Below are 26,972 nucleotides of genomic sequence, written 5' to 3' on the forward strand. Positions count from 1 at the left end.
GCACTATCATGGCAAAAACCGCAGCAGCACTGCATATCCTTGTAAAGGAAGAAAAACTGGCTTTAGACCTTCTCGAACAGCTGAAAAACGGCGGCGACTTCGAAAAACTGGCCAAGAAACACTCCACCTGCCCATCGGGTAAAAAAGGCGGCCACCTGGGTGAATTCCGCCAGGGCCAGATGGTTCCTGCTTTCGATAAAGTGGTTTTCTCCTGCCCGCTGCTGGAGCCTTACGGCCCGCTGCACACTCAGTTCGGCTACCACATCATCAAAGTGCTGTACCGCAACTAAGTTAAAGGCCGGGTTTCCCGGCCTTTGCATTATTTTGTCGGGTGTAACGTCTGCTGAGCCTCATGCTTCAACAAATGAGTACCGACCGCCATCTGGAACACTTTAAAGATAATCCCGTTCACAAAAGTGGTCAGCGTGAGGGTAATAAACGCCGTCATGATCCAGTCAATTACCGGCATCCCGCTGTGCAGCAGATACGGGCGATAAACAAGCATACCTGCAAATACAACCCAGTGGCTAAGGCAGTAGAAACACTGGAAGAGATGGCCCAGCATGGCATTCTTTTTTGCCGTCCAGCCGCGTAAACCGGCAAACAGCTCTGTTTGCGTAATCGTCATCGAAATACTGGCGGCGGCCAGCGCTATCATCAGGCAAACCGGCAGGTCAGTGGTTAAAGTAGAAATCATTCATCGTGCCCCTTTTCATTGAAATAGCTGATAAATTCGCTGCCTATATCCCGTAACGTCAGGCTTTTAAAGCGCGCCAGCACCAGCTCTTCGGCCGCGGCGAAGGTATCGGACATCACCCGATTAACCCCCTGCTCAACCAGACATTCCGGGTTTTCATTACGGTTGCCCAGGGCAAAGAGCCCCGGCGAACCCAGCGCCAGATAAATATCCAGCAGCGTGACTTCACTTGCCGGGCGGCAGAGCTTCCAGCCGCCGTGATGCCCTTTGGTCGAGCAGACGATTTTTCTCTCGCGCAGGCCAGCCAGAACTTTACGAATAAATGCCGGGTTGCCGTCGATAAAAGCGGCCATCTGCTCCGATGTTAACGGTTTTTCCATCTGCTCGAGGTGGAGCAGGATGTGCAGCGTTGCTGAGAAGGAGTTATTTGTTTTCATGTAACTTACAATATTACATAAAAAGAGAGGCGGCAAGATGACGGGCACAAAAAAAGCGCCTGAGCGCCTTTTCCTTTTCACTGAGCTATTAGCCCGCAACAGCAATGCGTTTCATATCAGTCATATAACCACGCAGTTTCTTGCCCACTTTTTCGATTTCGTGGTTACGAATCGCTTCGTTTACATCGCGCAGTTGGGCGTTATCTACCGCAGCAGCCGGGATCTCTTTACCCAGATCGCCCGCCTGTAGAGTCGTCATAAACTCTTTCAGCAGCGGAACGGCGGCATAGGAGAACAGGTAGTTGCCGTATTCAGCGGTATCAGAGATAACCACGTTCATTTCGTACAGGCGCTTACGAGCGATGGTGTTGGCGATCAGCGGCAGTTCGTGCAGTGATTCGTAGTAAGCGGACTCTTCGATGATGCCCGCGTCTACCATGGTTTCGAAGGCCAGCTCAACGCCCGCTTTCACCATGGCGATCATCAGAACGCCTTTATCGAAGTATTCCTGCTCGGAGATTTTACCTTCAAACTGCGGAGCGGTTTCGAACGCGGTTTTGCCGGTCTCTTCGCGCCAGGTCAGCAGATTTTTATCGTCGTTTGCCCAGTCAGCCATCATGCCGGAGGAGAATTCACCGGAGATGATGTCATCCATATGTTTCTGGAACAGCGGCGCCATGATGGTTTTCAGCTGCTCAGACAGCGCGTAAGCGCGGATTTTAGCCGGGTTGGACAGACGGTCCATCATCAGCGTAATACCGCCCTGTTTCAGCGCTTCGGTAATGGTTTCCCAGCCAAACTGAATCAGTTTTTCGGCATAGGCCGCATCGGTCCCTTCAGCCACCAGCTTGTCGAAGCACAGCAGAGAACCGGCCTGCAGCATACCGCACAGGATAGTCTGCTCGCCCATCAGGTCAGATTTAACTTCAGCCACGAAGGAAGACTCCAGCACGCCAGCACGGTGGCCGCCGGTTGCAGCAGCCCAGGCTTTAGCGATAGCCATGCCTTCGCCTTTCGGGTCGTTTTCCGGGTGAACGGCGATAAGCGTCGGCACGCCGAAACCACGTTTATATTCTTCACGAACTTCAGTACCCGGGCACTTCGGCGCCACCATAACAACGGTGATGTCTTTACGGATGGTTTCGCCCACTTCAACCACGTTGAAGCCGTGGGAATAGCCCAGCGCAGCGCCATCTTTCATCATCGGCTGCACGGCCTGAACGACGGAGGAGTGCTGCTTGTCAGGCGTCAGGTTAACAACCAGGTCGGCCTGCGGGATCAGCTCTTCGTAAGTTCCTACTTTAAAGCCGTTTTCGGTCGCTTTACGCCATGAAGCACGTTTTTCCGCAATCGCTTCTGCACGCAGAGCATAGGAAACATCCAGCCCGGAGTCACGCATGTTCAGGCCCTGGTTAAGACCCTGAGCGCCACAGCCGACGATGACCACTTTTTTACCTTTGAGGTAGCTTGCTTCATCGGCGAATTCATCGCGCCCCATGAAGCGACATTTACCCAACTGCGCTAACTGCTGACGCAGGTTCAAAGTGTTGAAATAATTAGCCATCGTAGAACTCCGTATGTGTCGTGTTGTGCTTATTGTAAGGGCTCTGCAGCCGTGTCGTGCTGCATAGAATGAACCCACTATATGACAGGAAATGCGTTGCTTAAATTGATATATTAACAACGTCGCGTTGCAATTATTGCAATGCCAAACCGAGGGCAAGCAACCATGGATTTACGCGATCTGAAAACCTTTCTGCATCTGGCCGAAAGCCGTCATTTCGGGCGTAGCGCCCGCGCGATGCACGTCAGCCCCTCTACACTTTCGCGCCAAATCCAGCGCCTGGAAGACGACCTTGGTCAGCCGCTATTTTTACGTGATAACCGCACCGTTACGCTGACCGAGGCCGGGGAGCAGCTGCGCCAGTTTGCCCAGCATACGCTGCTTCAATATCAGCAGATGCGGCATACGCTAGGCCAGCAGGGGCCTTCCCTGAGCGGCGAGCTGCATCTGTTTTGCTCGGTTACCGCCGCCTACAGCCACTTACCGCCGATCCTTGACCGCTTCCGCGCCGAACATCCTTCCGTTGAAATCAAGCTCACCACTGGCGATGCTGCCGATGCGGTAGAAAAAGTCGACTCCAACGAAGCCGACCTCGCTATTGCCGGAAAGCCGGAATCTCTGCCGCCGGGCGTCGCGTTTTCGATGCTGGAAAATTTATCCGTCGCGCTCATTGCCCCCGCGCTTCCCTGCCCGGTTCGCGCTCAGGTTAGCCAGCCGGAACCCGACTGGGCAAAAATTCCTTTTATCCTGCCCGAACAGGGGCCGGTTCGCCGCCGTATTGAGCTGTGGTTCCGTCGCCAGAAAGTCAGCAATCCGCTGATTTACGCCACGGTTGCCGGGCACGAAGCGATGGTTTCGATGGTGGCACTGGGCTGCGGTGTCGCGCTAATCCCCGAGATAGTGCTGGAAAACAGCCCCGAGCCGGTTCGCAACCGCGTGCTGATTCTGGAGCGTAGCGATGAGAACACGCCGTTCGAGCTTGGCGTTTGTGTACAAAAAAAGCGGCTCAATGAGCCGCTTGTTAGTGCGTTCTGGAAGCTACTGCCCGGCAGCCATTAACCGGCCAGGAAGAAACGGAACGCCGGGTTATTGGTTTCGTCGTGGCATTCGTAGCCCAGCTCGTTAAGACGGGTTTCGAAATCCAGCTCGTTCTCACCCAGTTCGAACGCCGCCAGCACCCGACCATAGTCGGTGCCGTGGCTACGGTAATGGAACAGGGAAATGTTCCAGTGCGTACCCAACGTGCTGAGGAACTTCAGCAGCGCGCCCGGAGATTCCGGGAACTCAAAGCTGTAGAGCCTTTCGCGCAGCGGCTTGGAAGGCCGCCCTCCGACCATGTAGCGAACATGAAGCTTCGCCATCTCATCGTCAGAGAGATCGACCACCCCATAGCCGCCTTCGCTCAGCTGGCCGATAATTTCCTTACGCTCGTCCACACCCCGGGTCAGGCGTACGCCGACAAAAATGCAGGCATTGTCGGAGCTGGCATAGCGATAGTTAAACTCGGTTACCGAACGTCCGCCCAGCAGCTGGCAGAATTTCAGGAAGCTGCCCTTCTGCTCGGGAATGGTTACCGCCAGCAGCGCTTCACGCTGTTCACCCAGCTCACAGCGTTCGGAAACATAACGCAATCCGTGGAAGTTAACGTTAGCCCCGGACAACACATGCGCCAGGCGTTCCCCGCGGATGTTGTGCTGCTGGATGTACTTTTTCATTCCGGCCAGCGCCAGCGCCCCGGAAGGCTCAGCAACGGCACGCACATCCTCAAACAGGTCCTTCATCGCCGCACAGATGGCATCGCTATCCACGGTGATGATATCGTCCAGATATTCCTGGCAAACGCGGAATGTTTCATCCCCGATGCGTTTAACCGCGACGCCTTCCGCAAACAGCCCAACCCGAGCCAGATCGACAGGTTGACCGGCATCGAGCGCCGCCTTCAGGCAGGCTGAGTCTTCCGCTTCCACCGCGATCACTTTGATCTGCGGCATCAGTTGCTTGATCAGAACCGCCACGCCCGCCGCCAGCCCACCGCCGCCAACCGGCACAAATACTCGATCGATGTGGGCATCCTGTTGCAACAGCTCCAGCGCCAGCGTCCCCTGCCCGGCAATGACGGCCGGGTGGTCAAACGGCGGAACATAGGTCAGCCCCTGCAATTGCGAGAGCTCGATGGCCTTAGCTTTTGCTTCGTCAAAATTCGCGCCGTGCAGCAACACTTCTCCGCCGAACGCCCGCACGGCGTCCACTTTGATATCCGCCGTTGCCACCGGCATAACGATCAGCGACTTGATGCCAAGCCGCGTGGAAGAAAGCGCCACGCCCTGAGCGTGATTCCCTGCGGAAGCGGTGATCACACCGCAGGCTTTCTGCTCGCTGTTCAGCCCGGCAATCATCGAATATGCCCCGCGCAGCTTGAAGCTGTGCACAGGCTGGCGGTCTTCGCGCTTCACCAGGATAACGTTATCCAGGCGCGAAGAAAGCTTGTCCATTTTCTGCAGCGGTGTGACCTGTGCGACTTCATAAACCGGCGCGCGCAGCACCGCTCGCAGATACTCCGCCCCGCAGGGGGCGTCGGGTAGCGGTTGTGACTCAGCCATGGTTAGCCTCCAAGCTTACTTTTATCGCGTACTGCGCCTTTGTCCGCGCTGGTAGCCAGGCTTGCGTAAGCGCGCAGTGCGAAGGAAACCTGACGTTCACGGTTGCGCGGCGTCCAGGCTTCGCTGCCGCGAGCTTCCTGCGCTTCACGGCGAGCCGCCAGCTCCTGCTCGCTAAGCTGCAAATCAATGCCACGGTTTGGAATATCGATGGCAATCATGTCGCCGTCTTCAATCAGGGCAATGTTGCCGCCGCTGGCCGCTTCCGGTGAAACGTGACCAATCGACAGGCCGGAGGTGCCGCCGGAGAAACGGCCGTCGGTGACCAGGGCGCAGGCTTTACCGAGGCCCATAGATTTCAGGAAGGTGGTTGGGTAGAGCATTTCCTGCATACCCGGCCCGCCTTTCGGCCCTTCGTAGCGAATAACGACCACATCGCCTGCGATCACTTTTCCGCCGAGGATAGCTTCTACCGCGTCATCCTGGCTCTCGTAGACTTTCGCCGGGCCACGGAATACCAGGCTGCCTTCATCAACGCCGGCCGTTTTAACAATACAGCCGTTTTCAGCGAAGTTGCCGTACAGAACGGCCAGACCACCATCTTTGCTGTAGGCATTTTCCAGCGAGCGGATACAGCCTTCAGCGCGATCGTCATCCAACGTGTCCCAGCGGCAGCTCTGGGAGAAGGCCTGGGTGGTGCGAATACCCGCAGGGCCCGCACGGAACATGGTTTTCACCGCCTCGTCTTTGGTCAACATCACATCGTATTGATCGAGGGTCTGCGGCAGGGAAAGGCCCAGCACGTTTTTCACCTCACGGTTCAGCAACCCGGCGCGATCCAGCTCGCCGAGGATGCCGAGAACGCCACCCGCACGGTGCACGTCTTCCATATGGTATTTCTGGGTACTTGGCGCCACTTTACACAGCTGAGGGACTTTGCGGGACAGCTGGTCAATATCGGTCATGGTGAAGTCAATTTCGGCTTCCTGAGCAGCGGCCAGCAGGTGCAGCACGGTATTGGTTGAGCCGCCCATTGCGATATCAAGCGTCATGGCGTTTTCGAACGCTTCTTTGCTGGCGATGTTACGCGGCAGCGCGCTGGCATCGTCCTGTTCGTAATAGCGTTTGGTCAGTTCGACAATACGCTTCCCGGCATTGAGGAACAGTTCTTTGCGGTCGGCATGGGTCGCCAGCAGCGAGCCGTTGCCTGGCTGCGACAGGCCCAGCGCTTCGGTCAGGCAGTTCATCGAGTTGGCGGTGAACATCCCGGAACAGGAGCCGCAGGTCGGGCAGGCGGAGCGCTCAATTTGCTCACTTTGCTCGTCGCTAACGTTCGGGTTCGCGCCCTGAATCATCGCATCAACCAGATCCAGTTTGATTATCTGGTCCGAGAGCTTGGTTTTCCCGGCTTCCATCGGGCCACCGGAAACGAAGATAACCGGAATATTCAGGCGCAGAGACGCCATTAACATCCCCGGGGTGATTTTGTCGCAGTTCGAAATACACACCATGGCATCGGCGCAGTGGGCGTTGACCATGTACTCAACCGAGTCGGCAATCAGCTCGCGAGACGGCAGTGAATAAAGCATGCCGCCATGTCCCATCGCAATGCCATCATCTACCGCAATGGTGTTGAACTCTTTGGCTACGCCGCCGGACGCTTCGATTTGTTCAGCAACCAGCTTACCCAGGTCGCGCAGGTGAACGTGGCCCGGAACGAATTGGGTAAAGGAGTTCACTACCGCGATAATAGGTTTGCCGAAATCGGCGTCGGTCATCCCCGTTGCGCGCCACAGAGCGCGGGCACCCGCCATATTACGGCCATGGGTTGTGGTGGCAGAACGATACTTAGGCATGCTTTATTTACTCCAGTCTGTCGGGTCGCAGGCGGTCTTTCGCCGCCCGCCTGATTATATTTTTTGTGTAAAGCTTATTGGTTTACCGGGTCCAGCCAGCCCCATTTATCTTCGGTTTCGCCGGTGAACAGGCCAAAGAATGCCTGCTGAATACGTTTGGTGACCGGGCCACAACGGCCTTCGCCAACCTGAATACGGTCTACGCTGCGCACCGGGGTGATTTCCGCCGCGGTGCCGGACATAAATACTTCATCCGCCAGGTACAACGATTCACGGGACAATACCTGCTCGCGAACTTCGATCCCCAAATCTTTTGCCAGTTTGATAATGGCATCGCGGGTGATGCCCGGCAGTGCGGAAGAGGTGAACGGCGGTGTATAGATAACGCCATCTTTCACTTCAAACAGGTTTTCACCTGCGCCTTCTGACAGGAAGCCGTTCACATCGAGCGCGATCCCTTCCTGATAGCCGTGGCGGCGGGCTTCGCTCCCAACCAGCAGGGAAGACAGGTAATTACCACCCGCTTTAGCCGCGGTTGGGATCGTGTTAGGCGCTGCACGGTTCCAGGAAGAAACCATCGCGTCAATGCCCTGGTCCAGCGCTTCTGCACCCAGGTAAGCGCCCCACGGGAAGGCCGCGATAATGACGTCGGTGGTGTAGCCGTCAGGCGGGTTAACGCCCATGCCCACGTCACCCACAAAGACCAACGGGCGAATGTAAGCGCTGGTGAGGTTGTTTTTACGGATAACCGCGCGGCAGGCTTCCATCAGTTCATCGACGCTCTGCGATACCGGGAAGCGATAGATTTTTGCTGAGTCACGCAAGCGCTGCATGTGTTCACGATGGCGGAACACCACTGGTCCTTTGTGCGAGTCATAGCAGCGGATGCCTTCAAATACCGAAGTCCCGTAGTGCAGCGCGTGGGACATGACGTGTACTTTTGCTTCGCCCCACGGAGTCATCTCGCCGTTGAACCAGATGTAATCAGCTTTCTTGGTCGTCATTGTTCTCTTCCTTTACGCTCAGGCGCGAATTTGTTGTGATGTTGGTTGCTGGATTTCAACGCAGGCAACGTCAACCAGCTTGCTTAATTGAGTAAACAGTAATTCGACAGGTCGCAGGCTCGCAACGGTCAATTCAATATTAATATTGTCGGTATTTCCCGCCGCGGCCATATTCATGGCGCAGATCTGGAAGCCACGGTGGCGCACTACGCGTAAAACGCGCTCTAAAGTTTCCGGGCGAAAGCGTGCCTGTACTGCGAGCTGATGTTGCATCATGATAATTTCTCCAGCATTTGCGAGTTACTGGCACCGGGCGGCACCAACGGCCAGACATTTTCGTACTCATCAATTGAGACGTGAAGCATGTACGGGCCGTCGCTGTTCAGCATGGTGTCTAACGCGGCTTCTACCTGGTCTTTACGGGTGATGTGCTGTCCAGGAATGCCAAAGGCGCTGGCCAGCGTGAGGAAATCAGGGTTGTCGGTAAGGGTTGTTTCGCTGTAACGCTCGTCGAAAAACAGCTGCTGCCACTGTCTTACCATCCCCAGACGCTGGTTATCCAGCAGCAGGATTTTTACCGGCAGTCGCTTGCGCTTAATCGTACCCAGCTCCTGGACATTCATCATGAATGAACCGTCGCCAGAGACGCAGATAACCGTATCTTCCGGTCTGGCAACCTGCGCACCTACAGCGGCAGGCAGGCCAAATCCCATGGTGCCCAGACCGCTTGAGGTAATGAAATTTTCCGGACGAGTGAAGGTCATATGCTGCGCGGTCCACATCTGATGCTGGCCCACGTCGGTGGTCACAATGGATTCTTTCGGCTTGCGTTCGGAAAGCTGCTTCAGCAGAAGAGGGGCATAAATTGCCTCACCCGGATGGTCATAGCGCCACTGATGTTCTTCATTCAGCGCGGCGATATGCTGCTGCCATTCAGCAATATGCACAGGCTGCTGTAAAGCGGGAAGCAGCTGGTTCAACGGCCCCTGCAAAGCAACGTGCGCCTGGCGCAGTTTGCTCAGCTCGGCAGGGTCGATATCCATATGAATAACTTTGGCATGTGGGGCAAAGGTATTCAGCTTGCCGGTTACGCGGTCATCAAAGCGAGCGCCCACGGCAATCAGTAAATCACACTCCTGAACCGCCAGGTTCGCTGCTTTTGTCCCGTGCATGCCGAGCATGCCGGTGTAAAAAGGATGCCCGGCAGGCACCGCGCCCAGCCCTTTTAAAGTGGCGGTGGAGGGAATATTTGTGACGGCGATAAACTCACGTAATGCAGGCACAGCCTGAGCCATCCCAACGCCACCACCGACGTAAAGCATCGGCTTTTTGGCGTGCGAAATCATCTCGCGGGCCTGTTGCAGTGCAGCAAAAGGCAAATCAGGCTCATCATCAACGGTAGACAAACACGGTTCAGGCTCGCCGGAGGCCAGTTGGATATCCTTAGGAATATCAACCAACACCGGGCCAGGACGGCCAGAATTTGCTATCTCAAACGCCTCGGCAAGCACACGCGGCAGCTCATCGAGAGATTCAACCAGGAAGCTGTGCTTGGTACAGGCCAGAGACAGGCCCAGAACGTCAACTTCCTGAAAAGCATCGGTGCCCATCAGCGGAGCGGCTACCTGCCCGGTAATGGCCACAACCGGAACGGAATCTAACAGAGCATCGGCCAGGCCGGTTATCAGGTTGGTGGCGCCGGGGCCGGAGGTCGCAATACAGACTCCGGTTTTGCCGGTTGCACGCGCATAACCAATGGCCGCCATCGCAGCACCTTGCTCATGGCGACACAGTAGATGTTCCACACCGCCGTCGTACAATGCATCGTACACCGGCATAATTGCGCCGCCCGGATAACCGAAAACTGTCTCAACACCCTGCGCTCGCAACGCATGTACTACCCACTGTGCACCATTCATAGTTAGTTCCCCGTCTCATTACCGGAGAAACAGCATTTTATTCTGCAACACATGCTCTGTTCCTCGCTTCACATTCTTCAGTCAACAAAAAACCCCCGGACCTTTCGGTGCGGGGGTTCTTTTCGATTCAGGCTTGATTTTTAAGCCTTTCTTTCTCCAAGTGCAGCCCCGCACGGTGGGATAATAATCACCACCACGCTAATCACGACCAGGCTAATCACTCGTAGAAGGGCTGTCATTTTCTGTATGTTCTAACGTCTAGTTCGAAGTAATGCCTACAGAGTTATCACAGAGTTGACGCAAAGCACAATATTTTTTTATGACGAAAAGAATCAAGCTAAAAATAATTAGCATAAAAACTATTTAATTTCAGTTAATAAGGGCAAAGTGAAAATAATTCATAAAACAGGTTCACTCAGCCATTTCCCCGATGAAACCCAGAAAAAAGTTATCGTTCTGGGATCTGCCTCGCAGCGAAGTTTGCAAAAAAGAGTGCGGATGAAAAAGTCCACGAAGCGTTTCCTGGAAAAAGAAAAGGGCAATATTTAATCACCATATCCTCCCGCAACATGGAGTTTTACGCGGAGGAATAATGTCACTGTCTGTTGTCTTCACCAGAGCAGCACTGGGCATTCATGCGCCACAGGTCACTGTTGAAGTACATATCAGTGCCGGGCTTCCCGGGCTAACGCTTGTTGGTCTGCCGGAAACCACTGTCAGAGAGGCAAGGGATCGGGTCAGGAGCGCGCTGATTAACAGCGGTTATACCTTTCCCGCACGTAAGATAACCATAAACCTCGCGCCAGCAGACCTTCCCAAGGAGGGTGGGCGCTACGATCTCCCCATAGCATTAGCGCTGCTGGCCGCTTCTGAGCAGCTCAGCGGCGAAAGACTGCCACAGCTTGAGTTTATCGGCGAACTTGCGCTCACGGGTGAATTACGCGCGGTTTCAGGGGCAATATCTTCTGCAACGGAGGCATTAAAAGCCGGAAGGAGAATTGTTGTTGCCGCAGAAAATGAGGATGAGGTGGGCCTGATAAGCCAGCCAGGCTGTTTCGTTGCCAGCCATCTAAGCGAGGTTTGCGCCTGGCTTGAAGGAAAAGGAGAGCTTCGTAAGCCTGCAAGCCCTTCGTCCTGGCAGGCAGACTACGCCGAGGATATGAATGAAATTATCGGGCAGAGCCTGGGGAAACGGGCGCTCGAGATTACAGCCTCCGGCGGGCACAACCTCCTGCTTATTGGCCCTCCGGGTACCGGCAAAACGATGCTGGCAAGCAGGCTAAACACCCTTCTTCCCCCGTTAAACGACGCTGAGGCGCTTCAGAGTGCGGCTATTCTCAGCCTGGTGCAGTCCTCGCTTCTTAAGCGACACTGGCGACAACGTCCGTTCAGGGCTCCGCACCACAGCGCCTCCCTTACCTCCGTCGTCGGAGGTGGATCTCTTCCACAGCCCGGGGAGATCTCCCTTGCGCATAACGGCGTGCTATTTTTGGATGAGCTTCCCGAATTTGAACGCCGGGTGCTGGACTCGCTCAGGGAACCTATTGAGTCGGGTGAAATTCATATTTCACGCACCCGGGCAAAAATTACCTACCCGGCAAGATTCCAGCTCATTGCCGCCATGAATCCTGGCCCCACCGGGCATTTTGAAGGTAAGCATAATCGCTCTAGCCCACAGCAGACATTACGCTACATGAACCGTCTCTCGGGCCCTTTCCTGGATCGTTTTGATTTATCCGTAGATATTCCCCTCCTTCCTGCAGGAATGCTAAGCCAGTCTGGGCATAACGGCGAAGGCAGCGCTGTAATAAGGAAGAGAGTCGCCGGGGTAAGAGAGTGCCAGGTTGCCCGCCAGAATAAGCTCAATGCGCTGCTAAGCAATCATGAAATACGCGAATACTGCAGGCTTCAGCCGGATGATTCCGTTTGGCTGGAGGATACGCTGGTGAAGTTGGGTTTGTCGGTAAGAGCCTGGCAGCGGCTGCTGAAAGTCGCGCGTACGATTGCCGATATGCAGCATGCTGAGGAGATAGAGCGGGAGCATCTTCGGGAAGCACTCAGCTATCGGGCTATAGATCGCCTGCTGCTGCATCTACAAAGACTGGCTGAATAAAAAATGGGGCTTTCGCCCCATTTTTCTTAGTCATCGCTGTCCGTGTAGTCTTCAACGGTGTCCATCTGCGGTTTACCGCCGGACAGAGTATGAAAACGTTTTGGACGCTTAATACGTGCCATATACTTGCTCCAGACACGTTCTGCCTCTGTGGAAGGCTCGCGTACACCGCGGCATACAGCAACAAACTGAACTTCTTCTTCAGTTCCGGGTTCACGTTTGCCGAGATCCAGCTCATTAAACGCAAAACCATGGCGTTCTAACAGCTGCGCCTCTTTGATGGTGAAATCACCATGGCGAGCAAACCCACGCGGATAATGTTTATTGTCGAAAAACCGATTAGACGTCGTAAAGCTTTCCGCCATCCTACACGCTCCTGATTTTCTTGGTCGAGCTATTTATGGCGCGGAGTATTAGTTACGCTTGACAGAGTGTAAAACAAAACATTTAAATCATAACGACAAATTATTTTTGGGAGTAAGGCGTGGATACCGAATTACTAAAAACCTTCCTGGAAGTGAGTAGAACCCGACATTTTGGACGTGCTGCAGAAGCACTTTATTTGACGCAGTCAGCGGTCAGCTTTCGTATTCGACAGCTCGAAAATCAGCTGGGTGTAAACCTTTTTACCCGTCATCGCAATAACATACGGCTGACAACTGCCGGAGAACGGCTGCTGCCCTACGCGGAAAACCTGATGAATACCTGGTTGGCCGCGAAAAAAGAGGTATCACATACTTCTCAGCATAATCAGTTAACCCTGGGGGCAAGCGCTTCGCTCTGGGAATGTATGCTTTCCGAATGGTTAATCTCACTTTATCAACAGCATAGTGGCCTGCAGTTTGAAGCACGAATTGCACAACGACAGTCGCTGGTAAAACAGCTTCATGAGCGCCAGCTGGATCTGTTGCTAACAACAGAAACACCAAAAATGGATGAGTTCGCCAGCCAGCTGCTCGGCCATTTCAGCCTGGCGCTTTATTCCTCCTCCGCGGAAAGTCATAAAGCTTCTCTCAACTATCTACGTATTGAGTGGGGAGCCGATTTTCATCAGTATGAAGGGGAGTTGATTGGCAGCGATGATATTCCTGTTTTAACCACCAGTTCGGCAAAAATGGCCTGTAAGCTGATGCCGGAACTCAACGGTTGCACCTACCTGCCGGTTGAATGGGCAAAAGAGCAAGCAGAGATCTGGCCGGTAGCGGAGAGTACGATTTTATCCAGACCTTTGTATGCCGTCTGGCTACAAAATACTGATAAACAAAGCATAATCAAAGAGTTATTAAAGACACAATTAATGGCGCAGTAATGCGCTTTTAATCGCAGAGGAAGAGAATGAGGGAAATTTTGGACAAAAAAAATCCTTTGCCGGAGCAAAGGATTATATATGGCAGGGGCGGAGAGACTCGAACTCGCGACACCCGGTTTTGGAGACCGGTGCTCTACCAACTGAGCTACGCCCCTAAATTTCTTGCTATTAAGCCTGCTAAGTTAGCAGGCTTAATTTTAATAAGTGGCGGAACGGACGGGACTCGAACCCGCGACCCCCTGCGTGACAGGCAGGTATTCTAACCGACTGAACTACCGCTCCACCGAATTTCTTTACAACCACCGGTTTGTTGCCCCGGTTTACTGCTAATTTGATGCCTGGCAGTTCCCTACTCTCGCATGGGGAGACCCCACACTACCATCGGCGCTACGGCGTTTCACTTCTGAGTTCGGCATGGGGTCAGGTGGGACCACCGCGCTACGGCCGCCAGGCAAATTCTGTTTACTGACCGTCACTTCGTGACCATCAGTCTAATCCTGAACTTCGCTGAAAATCGATTTGTCTCGCAAAACACCTTTGGTGTTGTAAGGTTAAGCCTCACGGGTCATTAGTACTGGTTAGCTCAACGTATCGCTACGCTTACACACCCAGCCTATCAACGTCGTAGTCTTCAACGTCCCTTCAGGGGAATCAAGTTCCCAGGGAGAATTCATCTCGGGGCAAGTTTCGCGCTTAGATGCTTTCAGCGCTTATCTCTTCCGCATTTAGCTACCGGGCAATGCCATTGGCATGACAACCCGAACACCAGTGATGCGTCCACTCCGGTCCTCTCGTACTAGGAGCAGCCCCCCTCAATTCTCCAGCGCCCACGGCAGATAGGGACCGAACTGTCTCACGACGTTCTAAACCCAGCTCGCGTACCACTTTAAATGGCGAACAGCCATACCCTTGGGACCTACTTCAGCCCCAGGATGTGATGAGCCGACATCGAGGTGCCAAACACCGCCGTCGATATGAACTCTTGGGCGGTATCAGCCTGTTATCCCCGGAGTACCTTTTATCCGTTGAGCGATGGCCCTTCCATTCAGAACCACCGGATCACTAAGACCTGCTTTCGCACCTGCTCGAGCCGTCACTCTCGCAGTCAAGCTAGCTTATGCCTTTGCACTAACCTCACGATGTCCGACCGTGATTAGCTAACCTTCGTGCTCCTCCGTTACGCTTTAGGAGGAGACCGCCCCAGTCAAACTACCCACCAGACACTGTCCGCAACCCGGATCACGGGTCTACGTTAGAACATCAAACATTAAAGGGTGGTATTTCAAGGTTGGCTCCACGCAGACTGGCGTCCACGCTTCAAAGCCTCCCACCTATCCTACACATCAAGGCTCAATGTTCAGTGTCAAGCTATAGTAAAGGTTCACGGGGTCTTTCCGTCTTGCCGCGGGTACACTGCATCTTCACAGCGATTTCAATTTCACTGAGTCTCGGGTGGAGACAGCCTGGCCATCATTACGCCATTCGTGCAGGTCGGAACTTACCCGACAAGGAATTTCGCTACCTTAGGACCGTTATAGTTACGGCCGCCGTTTACCGGGGCTTCGATCAAGAGCTTCTCCTTGCGGATAACCCCATCAATTAACCTTCCGGCACCGGGCAGGCGTCACACCGTATACGTCCACTTTCGTGTTTGCACAGTGCTGTGTTTTTAATAAACAGTTGCAGCCAGCTGGTATCTTCGACTGCCTTCAGCTCCACCCGCAAGGGGTTTCACCTACCGACAGCGTGCCTTCTCCCGAAGTTACGGCACCATTTTGCCTAGTTCCTTCACCCGAGTTCTCTCAAGCGCCTTGGTATTCTCTACCTGACCACCTGTGTCGGTTTGGGGTACGATTTAATGTTACCTGATGCTTAGAGGCTTTTCCTGGAAGCAGGGCATTTGTTACTTCAGCACCGTAGTGCCTCGTCATCACACCTCAGCGTTAACAAGAGTCCGGATTTACCTAAACTCTCCGCCTACATGCTTAAACCGGGACAACCGTCGCCCGGCTAACATAGCCTTCTCCGTCCCCCCTTCGCAGTAACACCAAGTACAGGAATATTAACCTGTTTCCCATCGACTACGCCTTTCGGCCTCGCCTTAGGGGTCGACTCACCCTGCCCCGATTAACGTTGGACAGGAACCCTTGGTCTTCCGGCGAGCGGGCTTTTCACCCGCTTTATCGTTACTTATGTCAGCATTCGCACTTCTGATACCTCCAGCAGACCTCACAGTCCACCTTCGACGGCTTACAGAACGCTCCCCTACCCAACAACACCTAAGTGTCGCTGCCGCAGCTTCGGTGCATGGTTTAGCCCCGTTACATCTTCCGCGCAGGCCGACTCGACCAGTGAGCTATTACGCTTTCTTTAAATGATGGCTGCTTCTAAGCCAACATCCTGGCTGTCTGTGCCTTCCCACATCGTTTCCCACTTAACCATGACTTTGGGACCTTAGCTGGCGGTCTGGGTTGTTTCCCTCTTCACGACGGACGTTAGCACCCGCCGTGTGTCTCCCGTGATAACATTCTTCGGTATTCGTAGTTTGCATCGGGTTGGTAAGCCGGGATGGCCCCCTAGCCGAAACAGTGCTCTACCCCCGAAGATGAGTTCACGAGGCGCTACCTAAATAGCTTTCGGGGAGAACCAGCTATCTCCCGGTTTGATTGGCCTTTCACCCCCAGCCACAAGTCATCCGCTAATTTTTCAACATTAGTCGGTTCGGTCCTCCAGTTAGTGTTACCCAACCTTCAACCTGCCCATGGCTAGATCACCGGGTTTCGGGTCTATACCCTGCAACTTAACGCCCAGTTAAGACTCGGTTTCCCTGCGGCTCCCCTATACGGTTAACCTTGCTACAGAATATAAGTCGCTGACCCATTATACAAAAGGTACGCAGTCACCCCATAAATGAGGCTCCCACTGCTTGTACGTACACGGTTTCAGGTTCTGTTTCACTCCCCTCGCCGGGGTTCTTTTCGCCTTTCCCTCACGGTACTGGTTCACTATCGGTCAGTCAGGAGTATTTAGCCTTGGAGGATGGTCCCCCCATATTCAGACAGGATACCACGTGTCCCGCCCTACTCTTCGAACTCACAGTATGTGCATTTTAGTGTACGGGAGTATCACCCTGTACCCTGCGACTTTCCAGACGCTTCCACTAACACACAAACTGATTCAGGTTCTGGGCTGCTCCCCGTTCGCTCGCCGCTACTGGGGGAATCTCGGTTGATTTCTTTTCCTCGGGGTACTTAGATGTTTCAGTTCCCCCGGTTCGCTTCGTTAAGCTATGTATTCACTTAACGATAGTGTGACGAATCACACTGGGTTTCCCCATTCGGAAATCGCCGGCTATAACGGTTCATATCACCTTACCGACGCTTATCGCAGATTAGCACGTCCTTCATCGCCTCTGACTGCCAGGGCATCCACCGTGTACGCTTAGTCGCTTAACCTCACAACCCGAAGATGTTTCGCTTCGAATTATGAAAATTTGAGAGACTCGAACATGTCTTAACCTCATTCTTTATTACGGAAGAATGAGACGACATGTCGTTTCAATTTTCAGCTTGTTCCGGATTGTTAAAGAGCAAATATCTCAAACATGACTCTTTCAAGTCAGTTTTGAGATAGTTCGGCACGCAACTTTCACTTACATACCAGCAAGTGGCGTCCCCTAGGGGATTCGAACCCCTGTTACCGCCGTGAAAGGGCGGTGTCCTGGGCCTCTAGACGAAGGGGACACTGAAGTCTCAATCGCAAGACGCCTTGCTTCTCTACATCTATCAGACAATCTGTGTGAGCACTACGCGGGTTTGTATCTTTTAGGTAAGGAGGTGATCCAACCGCAGGTTCCCCTACGGTTACCTTGTTACGACTTCACCCCAGTCATGAATCACAAAGTGGTAAGCGCCCTCCCGAAGGTTAAGCTACCTACTTCTTTTGCAACCCACTCCCATGGTGTGACGGGCGGTGTGTACAAGGCCCGGGAACGTATTCACCGTAGCATTCTGATCTACGATTACTAGCGATTCCGACTTCATGGAGTCGAGTTGCAGACTCCAATCCGGACTACGACGCACTTTATGAGGTCCGCTTGCTCTCGCGAGGTCGCTTCTCTTTGTATGCGCCATTGTAGCACGTGTGTAGCCCTACTCGTAAGGGCCATGATGACTTGACGTCATCCCCACCTTCCTCCAGTTTATCACTGGCAGTCTCCTTTGAGTTCCCGGCCGAACCGCTGGCAACAAAGGATAAGGGTTGCGCTCGTTGCGGGACTTAACCCAACATTTCACAACACGAGCTGACGACAGCCATGCAGCACCTGTCTCAGAGTTCCCGAAGGCACCAATCCATCTCTGGAAAGTTCTCTGGATGTCAAGAGTAGGTAAGGTTCTTCGCGTTGCATCGAATTAAACCACATGCTCCACCGCTTGTGCGGGCCCCCGTCAATTCATTTGAGTTTTAACCTTGCGGCCGTACTCCCCAGGCGGTCGACTTAACGCGTTAGCTCCGGAAGCCACGCCTCAAGGGCACAACCTCCAAGTCGACATCGTTTACGGCGTGGACTACCAGGGTATCTAATCCTGTTTGCTCCCCACGCTTTCGCACCTGAGCGTCAGTCTTTGTCCAGGGGGCCGCCTTCGCCACCGGTATTCCTCCAGATCTCTACGCATTTCACCGCTACACCTGGAATTCTACCCCCCTCTACAAGACTCAAGCTTGCCAGTTTCGAATGCAGTTCCCAGGTTGAGCCCGGGGATTTCACATCCGACTTAACAAACCGCCTGCGTGCGCTTTACGCCCAGTAATTCCGATTAACGCTTGCACCCTCCGTATTACCGCGGCTGCTGGCACGGAGTTAGCCGGTGCTTCTTCTGCGAGTAACGTCAATCACTAAGGTTATTAACCTTAATGCCTTCCTCCTCGCTGAAAGTGCTTTACAACCCGAAGGCCTTCTTCACACACGCGGCATGGCTGCATCAGGCTTGCGCCCATTGTGCAATATTCCCCACTGCTGCCTCCCGTAGGAGTCTGGACCGTGTCTCAGTTCCAGTGTGGCTGGTCATCCTCTCAGACCAGCTAGGGATCGTCGCCTAGGTGAGCCATTACCCCACCTACTAGCTAATCCCATCTGGGTTCATCCGATGGCAAGAGGCCCGAAGGTCCCCCTCTTTGGTCTTGCGACGTTATGCGGTATTAGCTACCGTTTCCAGTAGTTATCCCCCTCCATCAGGCAGATCCCCAGACATTACTCACCCGTCCGCCGCTCGTCAGCGGAGTAGCAAGCTACTCCCTGTTACCGCTCGACTTGCATGTGTTAGGCCTGCCGCCAGCGTTCAATCTGAGCCATGATCAAACTCTTCAATTTAAAAGTGTTTGATGCTCAAAGAATTAAAACTGTTTATAAAATCAGTAGTCACTCTTCAAGACTTGATATTTTTTTGCATCCGAAGATGCTTGAGATATCAATCCTGCGAGTGCCCACACAGATTGTCTGATAAATTGTTAAAGAGCAGTGAGTTACGCGCTTTCGCTTGCTAACTCGAGGTGGCGTATATTACGCTTTCCTCTTTCAGAGTCAAGCGTTTATTTTCGCTTTCGTCTGACTGACTACCGGGTTGTTAAGCCGCTTTCGAAGCCGCTTTGCCGTGTCAGTGGAGGCGCATTATAGGGAGTTCTCAGAGCCTGACAACCCCTAATTTGAAAAAAATGTTTAAGCGTCGCTTTTTTGCTCAGAATCGCCCTGAAGTGCCAGTTTTTCGAGCTTTTCGAAGCCATAACGTTGTAAAACGGGCATTAATTGCGCAGTCTCGGGCGTAAACGCCATACAATAAGCAATATTCTGATCCGCTGAAGAAGCATCGGGTGCTTCATGCTCCAACAACCAAACGGTGCGCCTTGCAATTGCGGCCCCGGAATCAATCATCCTTGTACCTTCCGGCAATACTGCCAGCAGCTCTTCCTGTAATAGAGGGAAGTGGGTGCAGCCCAGCACGACGGTATCCGGCGGCTCGGCCATACGCAGCCACGGGCGCAAGATCCTGCGCAACTCGTCCAGCGATACCGGCTCACCGTGCAGCTTCGCCTCGGCTAAGTCCACCAGCTCCGCTGAACCCAGCATTTCAATTTTGCACTCTGTGGCAAACCGAGAAATTAGCTCATGAGTATAAGGACGCTTTACCGTGCCGCGTGTTGCAAGCAGCCCCACCACGCCGTTCGTCGTCAGGCGGGCGGCCGGTTTGATGGCAGGCACAACGCCAACTACCGGGAAGCCAAACTTTTCACGTAACGCAGGGAGAGATACGGTGCTTGCGGTATTACAGGCGATAACGGCAAGAGCCAGAGGATATTGTTGCTGTACGGCAGTGACTATCGATACGACTCGCTCGACGATGAACTCTTCGCTTTTTTCGCCGTAAGGAAACGCCACATTGTCGAAAGCGTAGATGTAATGGAGATTCGGCAAAAGCTGCCGAATCTCATTGTAGACGGACAGCCCACCGACGCCGGAGTCAAAAACCAGCACGGTGGGATGTGCATCAGAAGGTGTAGCTGCCAGACAAGTAGTATTCCCGTCCTGCAGTATGGTAGCCATAAACCGTCTCGTAATCTTTATCGAACAGGTTAGCTATTCTACCACGAACGGTCAGTTGTGACGTGACTGGATATGACAAGGCAACGTCCCACAGGCTCACACCGCCCATTTTCACCGTTTGACCGGTGTTGTAGTCGGTGTCGTAACGTGACCCCAGGTAATGATACGTTACGCTCCAGTCCAAATCGTAAAGCTGCCAGTCAAGCTGGTACTTCACCTGTTGCTTAGCGCGGCGGGCCAGCGGTGCATCGGTCAGGCCGTTACGGGCATCAACATAGTCATAGCTGATACTATGCTGTACAGGCCCGGTATCGAAGGAAGCCGTACCTTCAATCCCTTTAATATTGGCCTTGCCGACGTTGTAATAGCTCAGCGTGTTATTGTTGAAGTCGATCAGGTTATCAATAAGGTTGCGATAACCAGAAACGCGCCAGTTCACACCCGAGGTCAGACCTTCAAATGCCCCTTCCCACTGGCGGCTTTCTTCTGGATTCAGATTTCTGTTCCCGTAGAAACCAAACAGCTGCCCCTGGTTTGGCGCCTTAAAGGCGGTGCCGTAGGATGCAATAAAGCGATAGCCCTCTACGAATTCCCATGCGGCGCTGCTCTGCCAGGTCCCGTGATTGCCAAACTCAGAGTTATCATCATTGCGTGCAGCGCCTTCGAAGGTGAAATCACCCAGTTTTTGCAGCGCGGTCAGATAGACACCGGTATTACGCTGGTCGTAGCCGTTGGTAACGTAGTTGGTGCCCGGCTCGGTACTCTGCTTCTGCCAGTCAACGCCCGCACCTACGTTCCCGGCCCCGACATCAACGGAGTTAGTCCACTGCAGGTTGTACTGCTTAATTTCGTCGAGAGTGGCGCTGGAGTCGTAGCGGCCAAGGCGCGGGTCGAAGTTGTAATCTTTGCTGTGGCCGTAGCTGGAGATCAGCTGTGAATGGAATATATCGTTATTAAAGCGCAGCCCGGTATCCCAGGTCTGGCTGTAGAGCTGTCGGGTATCCACCAGCTGATTTGGCGTGAAGCTGCTGTAGAAACCGTCATAAGCCGTGCGGTTATCGTAGCCGTAGCCGCGCACAAAGCCGCTCCACTGCTCAGAGAAATTATGCTCAAGCGCTCCGTACAGGGATTTGCTCATAAAGCCGTCGCGGTCAGGCTGGCGCAGGCCGCCGGTATTGCCATCCGCAACTACATCAAAGCCTTTGGTATACTCATAGTTACCCGCCAGGGTCACTCGCGTATTTTCTCCAAGCTTTTGCTGGGTGCTGGCATCATAGTTCTGGTAGCCATTCGATCCCATTCCCGCAGTCAGCGTCGTGCCGTCTTTATCCCGCGTGGTAATAATGTTGATAACCCCGCCGATCGCATCAGAGCCATAGACTGCTGAACGAGGCCCGCGAATGTACTCCACGCGCTGGACCAGAGAAACAGGGATTTGGCTGAGGTCGGAAGAGCCGGTCACGCCGGCCTGATTGAGGCGGATACCGTCGATAAGCACCAGCACGTGGCTGGAGTTAGTCCCGCGAACAAACACGGAGGAAAACTGGCCAAGTCCGCCGCTCTGCGCAATATCAACGCCAGGCAGGCGACGCATCACGTCGGTCAGTGATTTTGACTGCCAGCGGTCGATGTCTTCGCGCGTCACCACGGAGTTCGGCGCCAGCACGCTGTTCACCGGCTGCTGAAAACGGTTAGCCGTTACCATCAGGGTATTATCGTTGTTGCTGTCCTGCGCCCAAACTGAAAAAGCCGTTGCGGACAGAGCCGTCAACAGCGAAACCTTCTTTATCATCATTTATATAAGCATCCGCTTTCGAATAGGATGCCGCAGATATGGCAGATAGCACGCGATAGCCATATCACTTGCGACGTCATTCCGGCAGGTCTTCGGGCTTGGGGGCTTTATTGAGATGAGGACTTCCCGCTTATATATAGAAAGCAGTGTCTGCGTTATGCATTCATCTCGCCGTTCCTTACCGCTGCGCGTCAGCCCCAGAATTGCACTGGGTTCCCTTTTAACTCTCAGGAGGCCGGAAAAGCCATGCTACCGTTAGGCTTATAAAGATGTCCAGACTTCCCGCAGAACTTCTTATACCGATCGGGCTGGACATCGTGAGTTGAATCCCTACAATCGCCGCGTAGTTTATATTCACGTATTCATTGACCGACTGGATAGCTTGCCATGACCCCTGAACACCTCCCGACAGAACAGTACGACGCGCAATTGGCGGAAAAAGTCACTCGCCTGCAAGGCATGATGGCACCCTTTGCCGCGCCTGCCCCGGAGGTATTCCGTTCACCGGTAAGCCACTACCGCATGCGGGCCGAGTTTCGTATCTGGCATGAAGGCGACGACCTTTACCACATCATGTTCGACCAGCAGACCAAAAGCCGCATTCGCGTAAACAGCTTTCCGGCCGCAAGCGAGCTCATTAATGCCCTGATGCCCGCCATGCTCGACGGTGTGCGCGATATCCCGGCTCTGCGCCACAAACTGTTCCAGATTGACTATCTCACCACCCTGAGCAATCAGGCGGTCGTTTCTCTGCTTTACCACCGTAAGCTGGACGACGAGTGGCAGCTGCATGCTCAGACGCTACGCGACAGCCTCCGTGCACGCGGTTTTAACGTGCACTTGATTGGTCGGGCAACCAAAACCAAGATTGAGCTGGACCAGGACTTCATCGATGAACGCCTGCCCGTCGCGGGCAAAGAGATGATTTATCGTCAGGTTGAAAACAGCTTTACCCAACCAAACGCGGCGATGAATATTCAAATGCTGGAATGGGCGCTGAACGCCACCCAACACTCCAGCGGTGACCTACTCGAGCTGTATTGCGGCAACGGCAACTTCTCTTTAGCGCTGGCGCGTAACTTTAATCGCGTGCTGGCGACGGAAATCGCTAAGCCATCGGTGGCGGCAGCACAGTACAATATTGCGGCCAATAACATCGACAACGTGCAGATTATCCGCATGGCGGCCGAAGAGTTTACCCAGGCGATGAACGGCGTCAGGGAATTTAATCGCCTGCAGGGCATCGACCTGAAGAGCTATCAGTGTGAAACCATCTTTGTCGATCCGCCGCGCAGCGGCCTCGATGCGGACACGGTGAAAATGGTGCAGGCATACCCAAATATTCTCTACATCTCCTGCAATCCGCAAACGCTTTGTGAGAACCTCGAAACGCTGTCTCAAACCCACGAGGTGGCAAGGCTTGCGCTGTTCGATCAGTTCCCCTACACGCACCATATGGAGTGCGGCGTGCTGCTCACTAGCAAATAAAAAAAGGACGCCACGGCGTCCTTCTCTCTTTTGTTTTTCTGATTACTCAGAAGTTTCCGGCTTGCGGGTTCTCAGCTTAAACATGATCCAGAACAGCACCACCACCGAAAGAATCGAAGGCAGGAAGTTTGAGCCAATAGCCGGGTACTCCACGCGAACAACCGAGCTATAAAGCAGCACGCCCAGCACAAAACAGGCGGCTGCAAGGCTTGGCAGGCCTACCGGCATCGTGCGGTTAAGATAGCGGTGATGCAGGCAATAAACCGTCAGCACCAGCGCAATTATCGGGAAAATCGAGAACGGCACTACCGAGCTAAACAGCGCGGCAAAAGATCCGTTAATCGACAGGCCAGCGACAAACGCCAGCACCAGCGTACCTCTATCTTGTAACTGTTTCATTGCTCGTCCTTCACTCTTCGGAAAATTGAGCAAGCGCCATTTTTTCTTGTTCCCGGCGATACCAGTAGTAAGCCCCTTTCGAGATCATACGCAGCTGGAGCACCAGTCGCTCTTCGAGCTGGCGACGCTGATCGATATCAACGTCCAGCGCTTCGGCGCCCGCACTAAAAACAATCGTGACCATCGCTTCTGCCTGCGCTTCGGTGAAGCTGCGGGGCATGCGGTTTTCGAGTTCTAAATAATCGGCAAGTTCCGCAATGAAGTGCTGAATTTCACGCGCTACCGCGGCACGAAAGGCCGCCGAGGTTCCCGAACGCTCGCGCAGCAGCAGCCTGAAGGCGTTGGGATTATTGCCGATGAATTCCATAAAGGTTGAGACCGACGTGCGGATAACGCTGCCGCCTTTTGCGATGCGCTGACGTGCCTGCCGCATCAGCTGGCGCAGCATCAGGCCACTCTCATCTACCATGGTAAGACCGAGTTCATCAACATCGCGAAAATGGCGATAAAATGATGTTGGAGCGATGCCGGCTTCGCGGGCAACCTCTCGCAGGCTCAGGCTGGCAAAGCTTCTTTCGGCGCTTAGCTGGCTAAACGCGGCTTCTACCAAAGAACGCCGTGTTCTCTCTTTTTGTTGCGCTCTTACACCCATCATATTGCCTGAATCCTTCAAACAGAGCTGGAACTATATCAGAGAATCAAGCTACCGCTTTTATAGTGTATTGTGAATGATTGTTTACGCGATATTAACGCGCTGTAACGGTAAAAAGCACAACGGTAATTGGGTAATTCCCCGGTTGATGTTACCATCGTGTTGCCTTTATGTATAAAAACAGGTAAGTCATACCATGCCACAAACCTACGATTATGACGCAATAGTGATTGGTTCCGGTCCCGGGGGCGAAGGTGCCGCCATGGGTCTGGTGAAACAGGGAGCCAGGGTAGCGGTGATTGAGCGCTACCATAATGTCGGCGGCGGTTGCACCCACTGGGGCACCATTCCTTCGAAAGCCCTCCGACACGCCGTCAGCCGCATCATTGAATTCAATCAAAACCCGTTATACAGCGACCATACTCACCTTCTCCGTTCCTCTTTTGCCGATATCCTCAACCACGCTGATAGCGTGATTAACCAGCAAACCCGCATGCGCCAGGGCTTTTACGAGCGCAACCGCTGCGAGATGTTGCAGGGCGATGCGCATTTTGTTGATGAGCACACCATCGCATTGCAATGCCACGATGGTTCGGTAGAAACCTATACCGCCGAGAAGTTTGTTATTGCCTGCGGCTCGCGTCCATACCGTCCGCCGGAAGTCGATTTCACCCACCCGCGAATCTACGACAGCGACTCCATTCTCAGCCTGCATCATGAACCGCGCCATGTGATCATTTATGGCGCGGGGGTCATCGGCTGCGAATATGCTTCTATCTTCCGCGGAATGAACGTAAAAGTTGACTTGATCAACACCCGTGACCGCCTGCTCGCCTTCCTCGATCAGGAGATGTCAGACTCTCTCTCCTACCACTTCTGGAACAGCGGCGTGGTGATTCGCCACAACGAAGAGTTCGAGAAGATTGAAGGCGTGGACGATGGCGTAATTGTCTCCCTGAAATCCGGCAAAAAAGTGAAGGCAGATTGCCTGCTGTACGCCAACGGACGTACCGGGAACACGGATTCGCTGGCGCTGGAAAATATCGGTCTCGAAGCCGACAGCCGCGGGCTTATCAAGGTCAACAGCATGTACCAGACCGCGCTGCCGCACATTTACGCGGTGGGCGACGTTATTGGCTACCCAAGTCTGGCCTCTGCGGCCTACGACCAGGGGCGCATTGCGGCTCAGGCGTTGGTCAAAGGCGAGGCGACCGGCCATCTGGTAGAAGATATCCCAACCGGGATTTACACCATTCCTGAAATCAGCTCGGTGGGTAAAACCGAACAGCAGCTGACCTCAATGAAAGTGCCTTACGAAGTGGGCCGCGCGCAGTTCAAGCATTTAGCGCGAGCGCAAATTGTCGGCATGAACGTGGGGACGCTGAAGATCCTGTTCCACCGTGAAACAAAAGAGATTCTGGGGATCCACTGCTTTGGCGAGCGCGCGGCCGAAATCATTCACATCGGCCAGGCGATAATGGAGCAGAAAGGTGGCGGTAACACGATCGAATACTTCGTTAACACCACCTTCAACTACCCGACAATGGCGGAAGCCTACCGGGTAGCGGCGCTAAACGGCTTAAACCGCCTGTTTTAACGCCGAATCGAAATGGCCATCCATCTGCGTGCGGATGGCCTCTGCCAGCTGCTCATAGCGGCCGCGCAGCGGTGAACCCGGACGATAAACCAGGCCAACGGTACGCCGTGGTTCTGGTTTATAACATGGCAGATAGACTACGCCGTCGCGCTGGCGTTCCTGCGGTACGGCAAGCGCCGGCAGCAGTGTGATACCGCTCCCCGCGGCAACCATGTTGCGCAGCGTTTCCAGACTGGTGGCCCGGAAATGGGTATCTTCATCCGCTCCAGCTTCAAAACAGAAGCCCATAGCCTGGTCGCGCAGGCAGTGGCCGTCTTCCAGCATCAGCAGTTTTTCACCGGCCAGGTCAGACATCGGCACGCGGTCGCGGTTCGCCCACGGGTGATCCTGATAAACCGCCAGTACCATCGGCTCGTCAAACAGCGGCACTTCAATAAAGGCTTCACTCTCTTTCACCAGCGCCAGAATCGCACAGTCGAGCTTGCCGCTATCGAGCTGCGCCAGCAGCTGATGGGTCTGCGCTTCGTGCAGATACATTTCCAGCTTCGGGAAAGTCTGGTGCAGCATCGGAATAATTTGCGGCAGCAGATAAGGCCCGACGGTCGGGATCAGGCCGATATGCAGCGGACCTGACATCGCTTCGCCCTGCTGGCTCGCCATCTCCTTCAGCACTTTAACTTCACGCAGAACGGTACGCGCCTGATCAACCAGCAATAAACCTGCCTGGGTGAATAACACTTTGCGGCTGGTACGCTCCAGCAGCATTACGCCAAGCTCATCTTCCAGCTTGCGGATCTGGCCGCTCAGCGTGGGCTGACTAACGTGACAAGAATCCGCCGCGCGGCGAAAGTGGCGGTGCTCGGCCAGCGCCACCAGGTATTCAAGATCTCGAATATTCATTATCCATCCTCCTGCGCCACGATAGTTCATGGCGATAGATAGCATAG

Annotated in this window: 21 protein-coding genes, 3 tRNA genes, 3 rRNA genes and 1 riboswitch; of the genes, 6 read left to right on the forward strand and 21 right to left on the reverse strand. The window is 53.9% G+C overall.

Annotation, left to right across the window (positions count from 1 at the left end; translation table 11 throughout):
* The first annotated feature begins 8 nt into the window (after positions 1–8).
* The gene (gene ppiC / locus ACG1VR_RS22225) at positions 9–290 is read left to right on the forward strand and encodes a peptidylprolyl isomerase PpiC (RefSeq protein ID WP_008455569.1); all 282 of its coding nucleotides are present in this window, start codon (positions 9–11) and stop codon (positions 288–290) included.
* 29 nt (positions 291–319) lie between these two features.
* Here ppiC and ACG1VR_RS22230 read toward each other — a convergent pair whose 3' ends face one another.
* The 3 genes from ACG1VR_RS22230 to ilvC form a co-directional block, all read right to left on the reverse strand.
* Positions 320–697, reverse strand: a complete 378-nt coding sequence (locus tag ACG1VR_RS22230) for a DUF1360 domain-containing protein (RefSeq protein WP_279051934.1) — start codon at positions 695–697, stop codon at positions 320–322.
* Positions 694–1,134: an Rrf2 family transcriptional regulator gene (locus ACG1VR_RS22235; protein ID WP_395489810.1), complete on the reverse strand. Its 441-nt coding sequence runs from the start codon at positions 1,132–1,134 to the stop codon at positions 694–696. The genes ACG1VR_RS22230 and ACG1VR_RS22235 overlap by 4 nt, the downstream gene beginning before the upstream one ends.
* Positions 1,135–1,222: 88 nt before the next feature.
* Positions 1,223–2,698 carry a ketol-acid reductoisomerase gene (ilvC, locus tag ACG1VR_RS22240; RefSeq protein WP_016538962.1) on the reverse strand — a complete coding sequence of 492 codons (1,476 nt, stop codon included), beginning with the start codon at positions 2,696–2,698 and terminating at the stop codon, positions 1,223–1,225.
* A 165-nt stretch (positions 2,699–2,863) separates the two neighbouring features.
* Here ilvC and ilvY point away from each other — a divergent pair, with 165 nt between their 5' ends.
* Complete coding sequence (gene ilvY / locus ACG1VR_RS22245; protein ID WP_039899035.1) at positions 2,864–3,757, forward strand: HTH-type transcriptional activator IlvY; 894 nt, start codon at positions 2,864–2,866, stop codon at positions 3,755–3,757.
* On the opposite strand, the gene ilvA is transcribed toward ilvY, so the two are convergent.
* From ilvA to ilvL, 6 genes are all read right to left on the reverse strand, one after another.
* The gene (ilvA, locus tag ACG1VR_RS22250; RefSeq protein WP_395489811.1) at positions 3,754–5,298 is read right to left on the reverse strand and encodes a threonine ammonia-lyase, biosynthetic; all 1,545 of its coding nucleotides are present in this window, start codon (positions 5,296–5,298) and stop codon (positions 3,754–3,756) included. The two genes, ilvY and ilvA, sit on opposite strands and share 4 nt — an antisense overlap.
* A gap of 2 nt (positions 5,299–5,300) precedes the next feature.
* Positions 5,301–7,151, reverse strand: a complete 1,851-nt coding sequence (gene ilvD, locus ACG1VR_RS22255) for a dihydroxy-acid dehydratase (RefSeq protein WP_395489812.1) — start codon at positions 7,149–7,151, stop codon at positions 5,301–5,303.
* Positions 7,152–7,225: 74 nt separating this feature from the next.
* Positions 7,226–8,155 (reverse strand): branched-chain amino acid transaminase, encoded by a 930-nt coding sequence (locus tag ACG1VR_RS22260; protein ID WP_172568639.1) that lies wholly within the window; start codon positions 8,153–8,155, stop codon positions 7,226–7,228.
* Positions 8,156–8,173: 18 nt separating this feature from the next.
* Entirely contained in the window at positions 8,174–8,431 is a 258-nt protein-coding gene (ilvM, locus tag ACG1VR_RS22265) for an acetolactate synthase 2 small subunit (protein WP_016538957.1), read from the reverse strand.
* Positions 8,428–10,074 carry an acetolactate synthase 2 catalytic subunit gene (gene ilvG, locus ACG1VR_RS22270; RefSeq protein ID WP_395489813.1) on the reverse strand — a complete coding sequence of 549 codons (1,647 nt, stop codon included), beginning with the start codon at positions 10,072–10,074 and terminating at the stop codon, positions 8,428–8,430. The genes ilvM and ilvG overlap by 4 nt, the downstream gene beginning before the upstream one ends.
* Before the next feature lie 140 nt (positions 10,075–10,214).
* Positions 10,215–10,313, reverse strand: a complete 99-nt coding sequence (gene ilvL, locus ACG1VR_RS22275) for an ilv operon leader peptide (protein ID WP_071530467.1) — start codon at positions 10,311–10,313, stop codon at positions 10,215–10,217.
* Positions 10,314–10,666: 353 nt separating this feature from the next.
* On the opposite strand from ilvL, the gene ACG1VR_RS22280 reads away from it, so the two are divergent.
* Positions 10,667–12,187 (forward strand): YifB family Mg chelatase-like AAA ATPase, encoded by a 1,521-nt coding sequence (locus tag ACG1VR_RS22280; protein WP_016538954.1) that lies wholly within the window; start codon positions 10,667–10,669, stop codon positions 12,185–12,187.
* A 26-nt stretch (positions 12,188–12,213) separates the two neighbouring features.
* Here ACG1VR_RS22280 and ACG1VR_RS22285 read toward each other — a convergent pair whose 3' ends face one another.
* Entirely contained in the window at positions 12,214–12,552 is a 339-nt protein-coding gene (locus ACG1VR_RS22285) for a DUF413 domain-containing protein (protein ID WP_016538953.1), read from the reverse strand.
* Between the two features lie 119 nt (positions 12,553–12,671).
* On the opposite strand from ACG1VR_RS22285, the gene hdfR reads away from it, so the two are divergent.
* Positions 12,672–13,496 (forward strand): HTH-type transcriptional regulator HdfR, encoded by an 825-nt coding sequence (gene hdfR / locus ACG1VR_RS22290; RefSeq protein WP_395489814.1) that lies wholly within the window; start codon positions 12,672–12,674, stop codon positions 13,494–13,496.
* A 79-nt stretch (positions 13,497–13,575) separates the two neighbouring features.
* Here hdfR and ACG1VR_RS22295 read toward each other — a convergent pair.
* From ACG1VR_RS22295 to btuB, 8 genes are all read right to left on the reverse strand, one after another.
* A tRNA-Trp gene (locus tag ACG1VR_RS22295) sits at positions 13,576–13,651 on the reverse strand.
* A 50-nt stretch (positions 13,652–13,701) separates the two neighbouring features.
* Positions 13,702–13,778, reverse strand: a tRNA-Asp gene (locus ACG1VR_RS22300).
* Between the two features lie 54 nt (positions 13,779–13,832).
* Positions 13,833–13,948 (reverse strand): 5S ribosomal RNA (gene rrf / locus ACG1VR_RS22305).
* A 95-nt stretch (positions 13,949–14,043) separates the two neighbouring features.
* Positions 14,044–16,951: ribosomal RNA gene (locus ACG1VR_RS22310) — 23S ribosomal RNA — on the reverse strand.
* Between the two features lie 212 nt (positions 16,952–17,163).
* Positions 17,164–17,239: transfer RNA gene (locus ACG1VR_RS22315), tRNA-Glu, on the reverse strand.
* Positions 17,240–17,325: 86 nt separating this feature from the next.
* A 16S ribosomal RNA gene (locus ACG1VR_RS22320) occupies positions 17,326–18,867 on the reverse strand.
* The 16S, 23S and 5S rRNA genes sit together here with 3 tRNA genes alongside, the layout of an rRNA operon.
* Positions 18,868–19,212: 345 nt before the next feature.
* Positions 19,213–20,094 (reverse strand): glutamate racemase, encoded by an 882-nt coding sequence (murI, locus tag ACG1VR_RS22325; RefSeq protein ID WP_395489815.1) that lies wholly within the window; start codon positions 20,092–20,094, stop codon positions 19,213–19,215.
* On the reverse strand, positions 20,039–21,886 hold the full coding sequence (gene btuB, locus ACG1VR_RS22330) for a TonB-dependent vitamin B12 receptor BtuB (protein WP_395491135.1): 1,848 nt from the start codon (positions 21,884–21,886) through the stop codon (positions 20,039–20,041). The genes murI and btuB overlap by 56 nt, the downstream gene beginning before the upstream one ends.
* 68 nt (positions 21,887–21,954) lie before the next feature.
* Positions 21,955–22,144, reverse strand: a riboswitch (cobalamin riboswitch).
* A 132-nt stretch (positions 22,145–22,276) separates the two neighbouring features.
* On the opposite strand from btuB, the gene trmA reads away from it, so the two are divergent.
* Positions 22,277–23,377, forward strand: coding sequence for a tRNA (uridine(54)-C5)-methyltransferase TrmA (gene trmA, locus ACG1VR_RS22335; protein WP_395489816.1), 1,101 nt, complete (start codon positions 22,277–22,279; stop codon positions 23,375–23,377).
* Between the two features lie 42 nt (positions 23,378–23,419).
* On the opposite strand, the gene ACG1VR_RS22340 is transcribed toward trmA, so the two are convergent.
* Positions 23,420–23,776: a YijD family membrane protein gene (locus ACG1VR_RS22340; RefSeq protein WP_016538949.1), complete on the reverse strand. Its 357-nt coding sequence runs from the start codon at positions 23,774–23,776 to the stop codon at positions 23,420–23,422.
* Positions 23,777–23,786: 10 nt separating this feature from the next.
* Positions 23,787–24,428: an HTH-type transcriptional repressor FabR gene (gene fabR / locus ACG1VR_RS22345; RefSeq protein ID WP_039899028.1), complete on the reverse strand. Its 642-nt coding sequence runs from the start codon at positions 24,426–24,428 to the stop codon at positions 23,787–23,789.
* 196 nt (positions 24,429–24,624) lie between these two features.
* Between fabR and sthA the strand changes: the two genes are divergently transcribed.
* On the forward strand, positions 24,625–26,025 hold the full coding sequence (gene sthA / locus ACG1VR_RS22350; RefSeq protein ID WP_016538947.1) for a Si-specific NAD(P)(+) transhydrogenase: 1,401 nt from the start codon (positions 24,625–24,627) through the stop codon (positions 26,023–26,025).
* On the opposite strand, the gene oxyR is transcribed toward sthA, so the two are convergent.
* Entirely contained in the window at positions 26,008–26,925 is a 918-nt protein-coding gene (oxyR, locus tag ACG1VR_RS22355; protein ID WP_039899026.1) for a DNA-binding transcriptional regulator OxyR, read from the reverse strand. The two genes, sthA and oxyR, sit on opposite strands and share 18 nt — an antisense overlap.
* Positions 26,926–26,972 lie beyond the last annotated feature (47 nt).

This window comes from Cedecea davisae, assembly GCF_044095835.1.
Classification (GTDB): domain Bacteria; phylum Pseudomonadota; class Gammaproteobacteria; order Enterobacterales; family Enterobacteriaceae; genus Cedecea; species Cedecea davisae.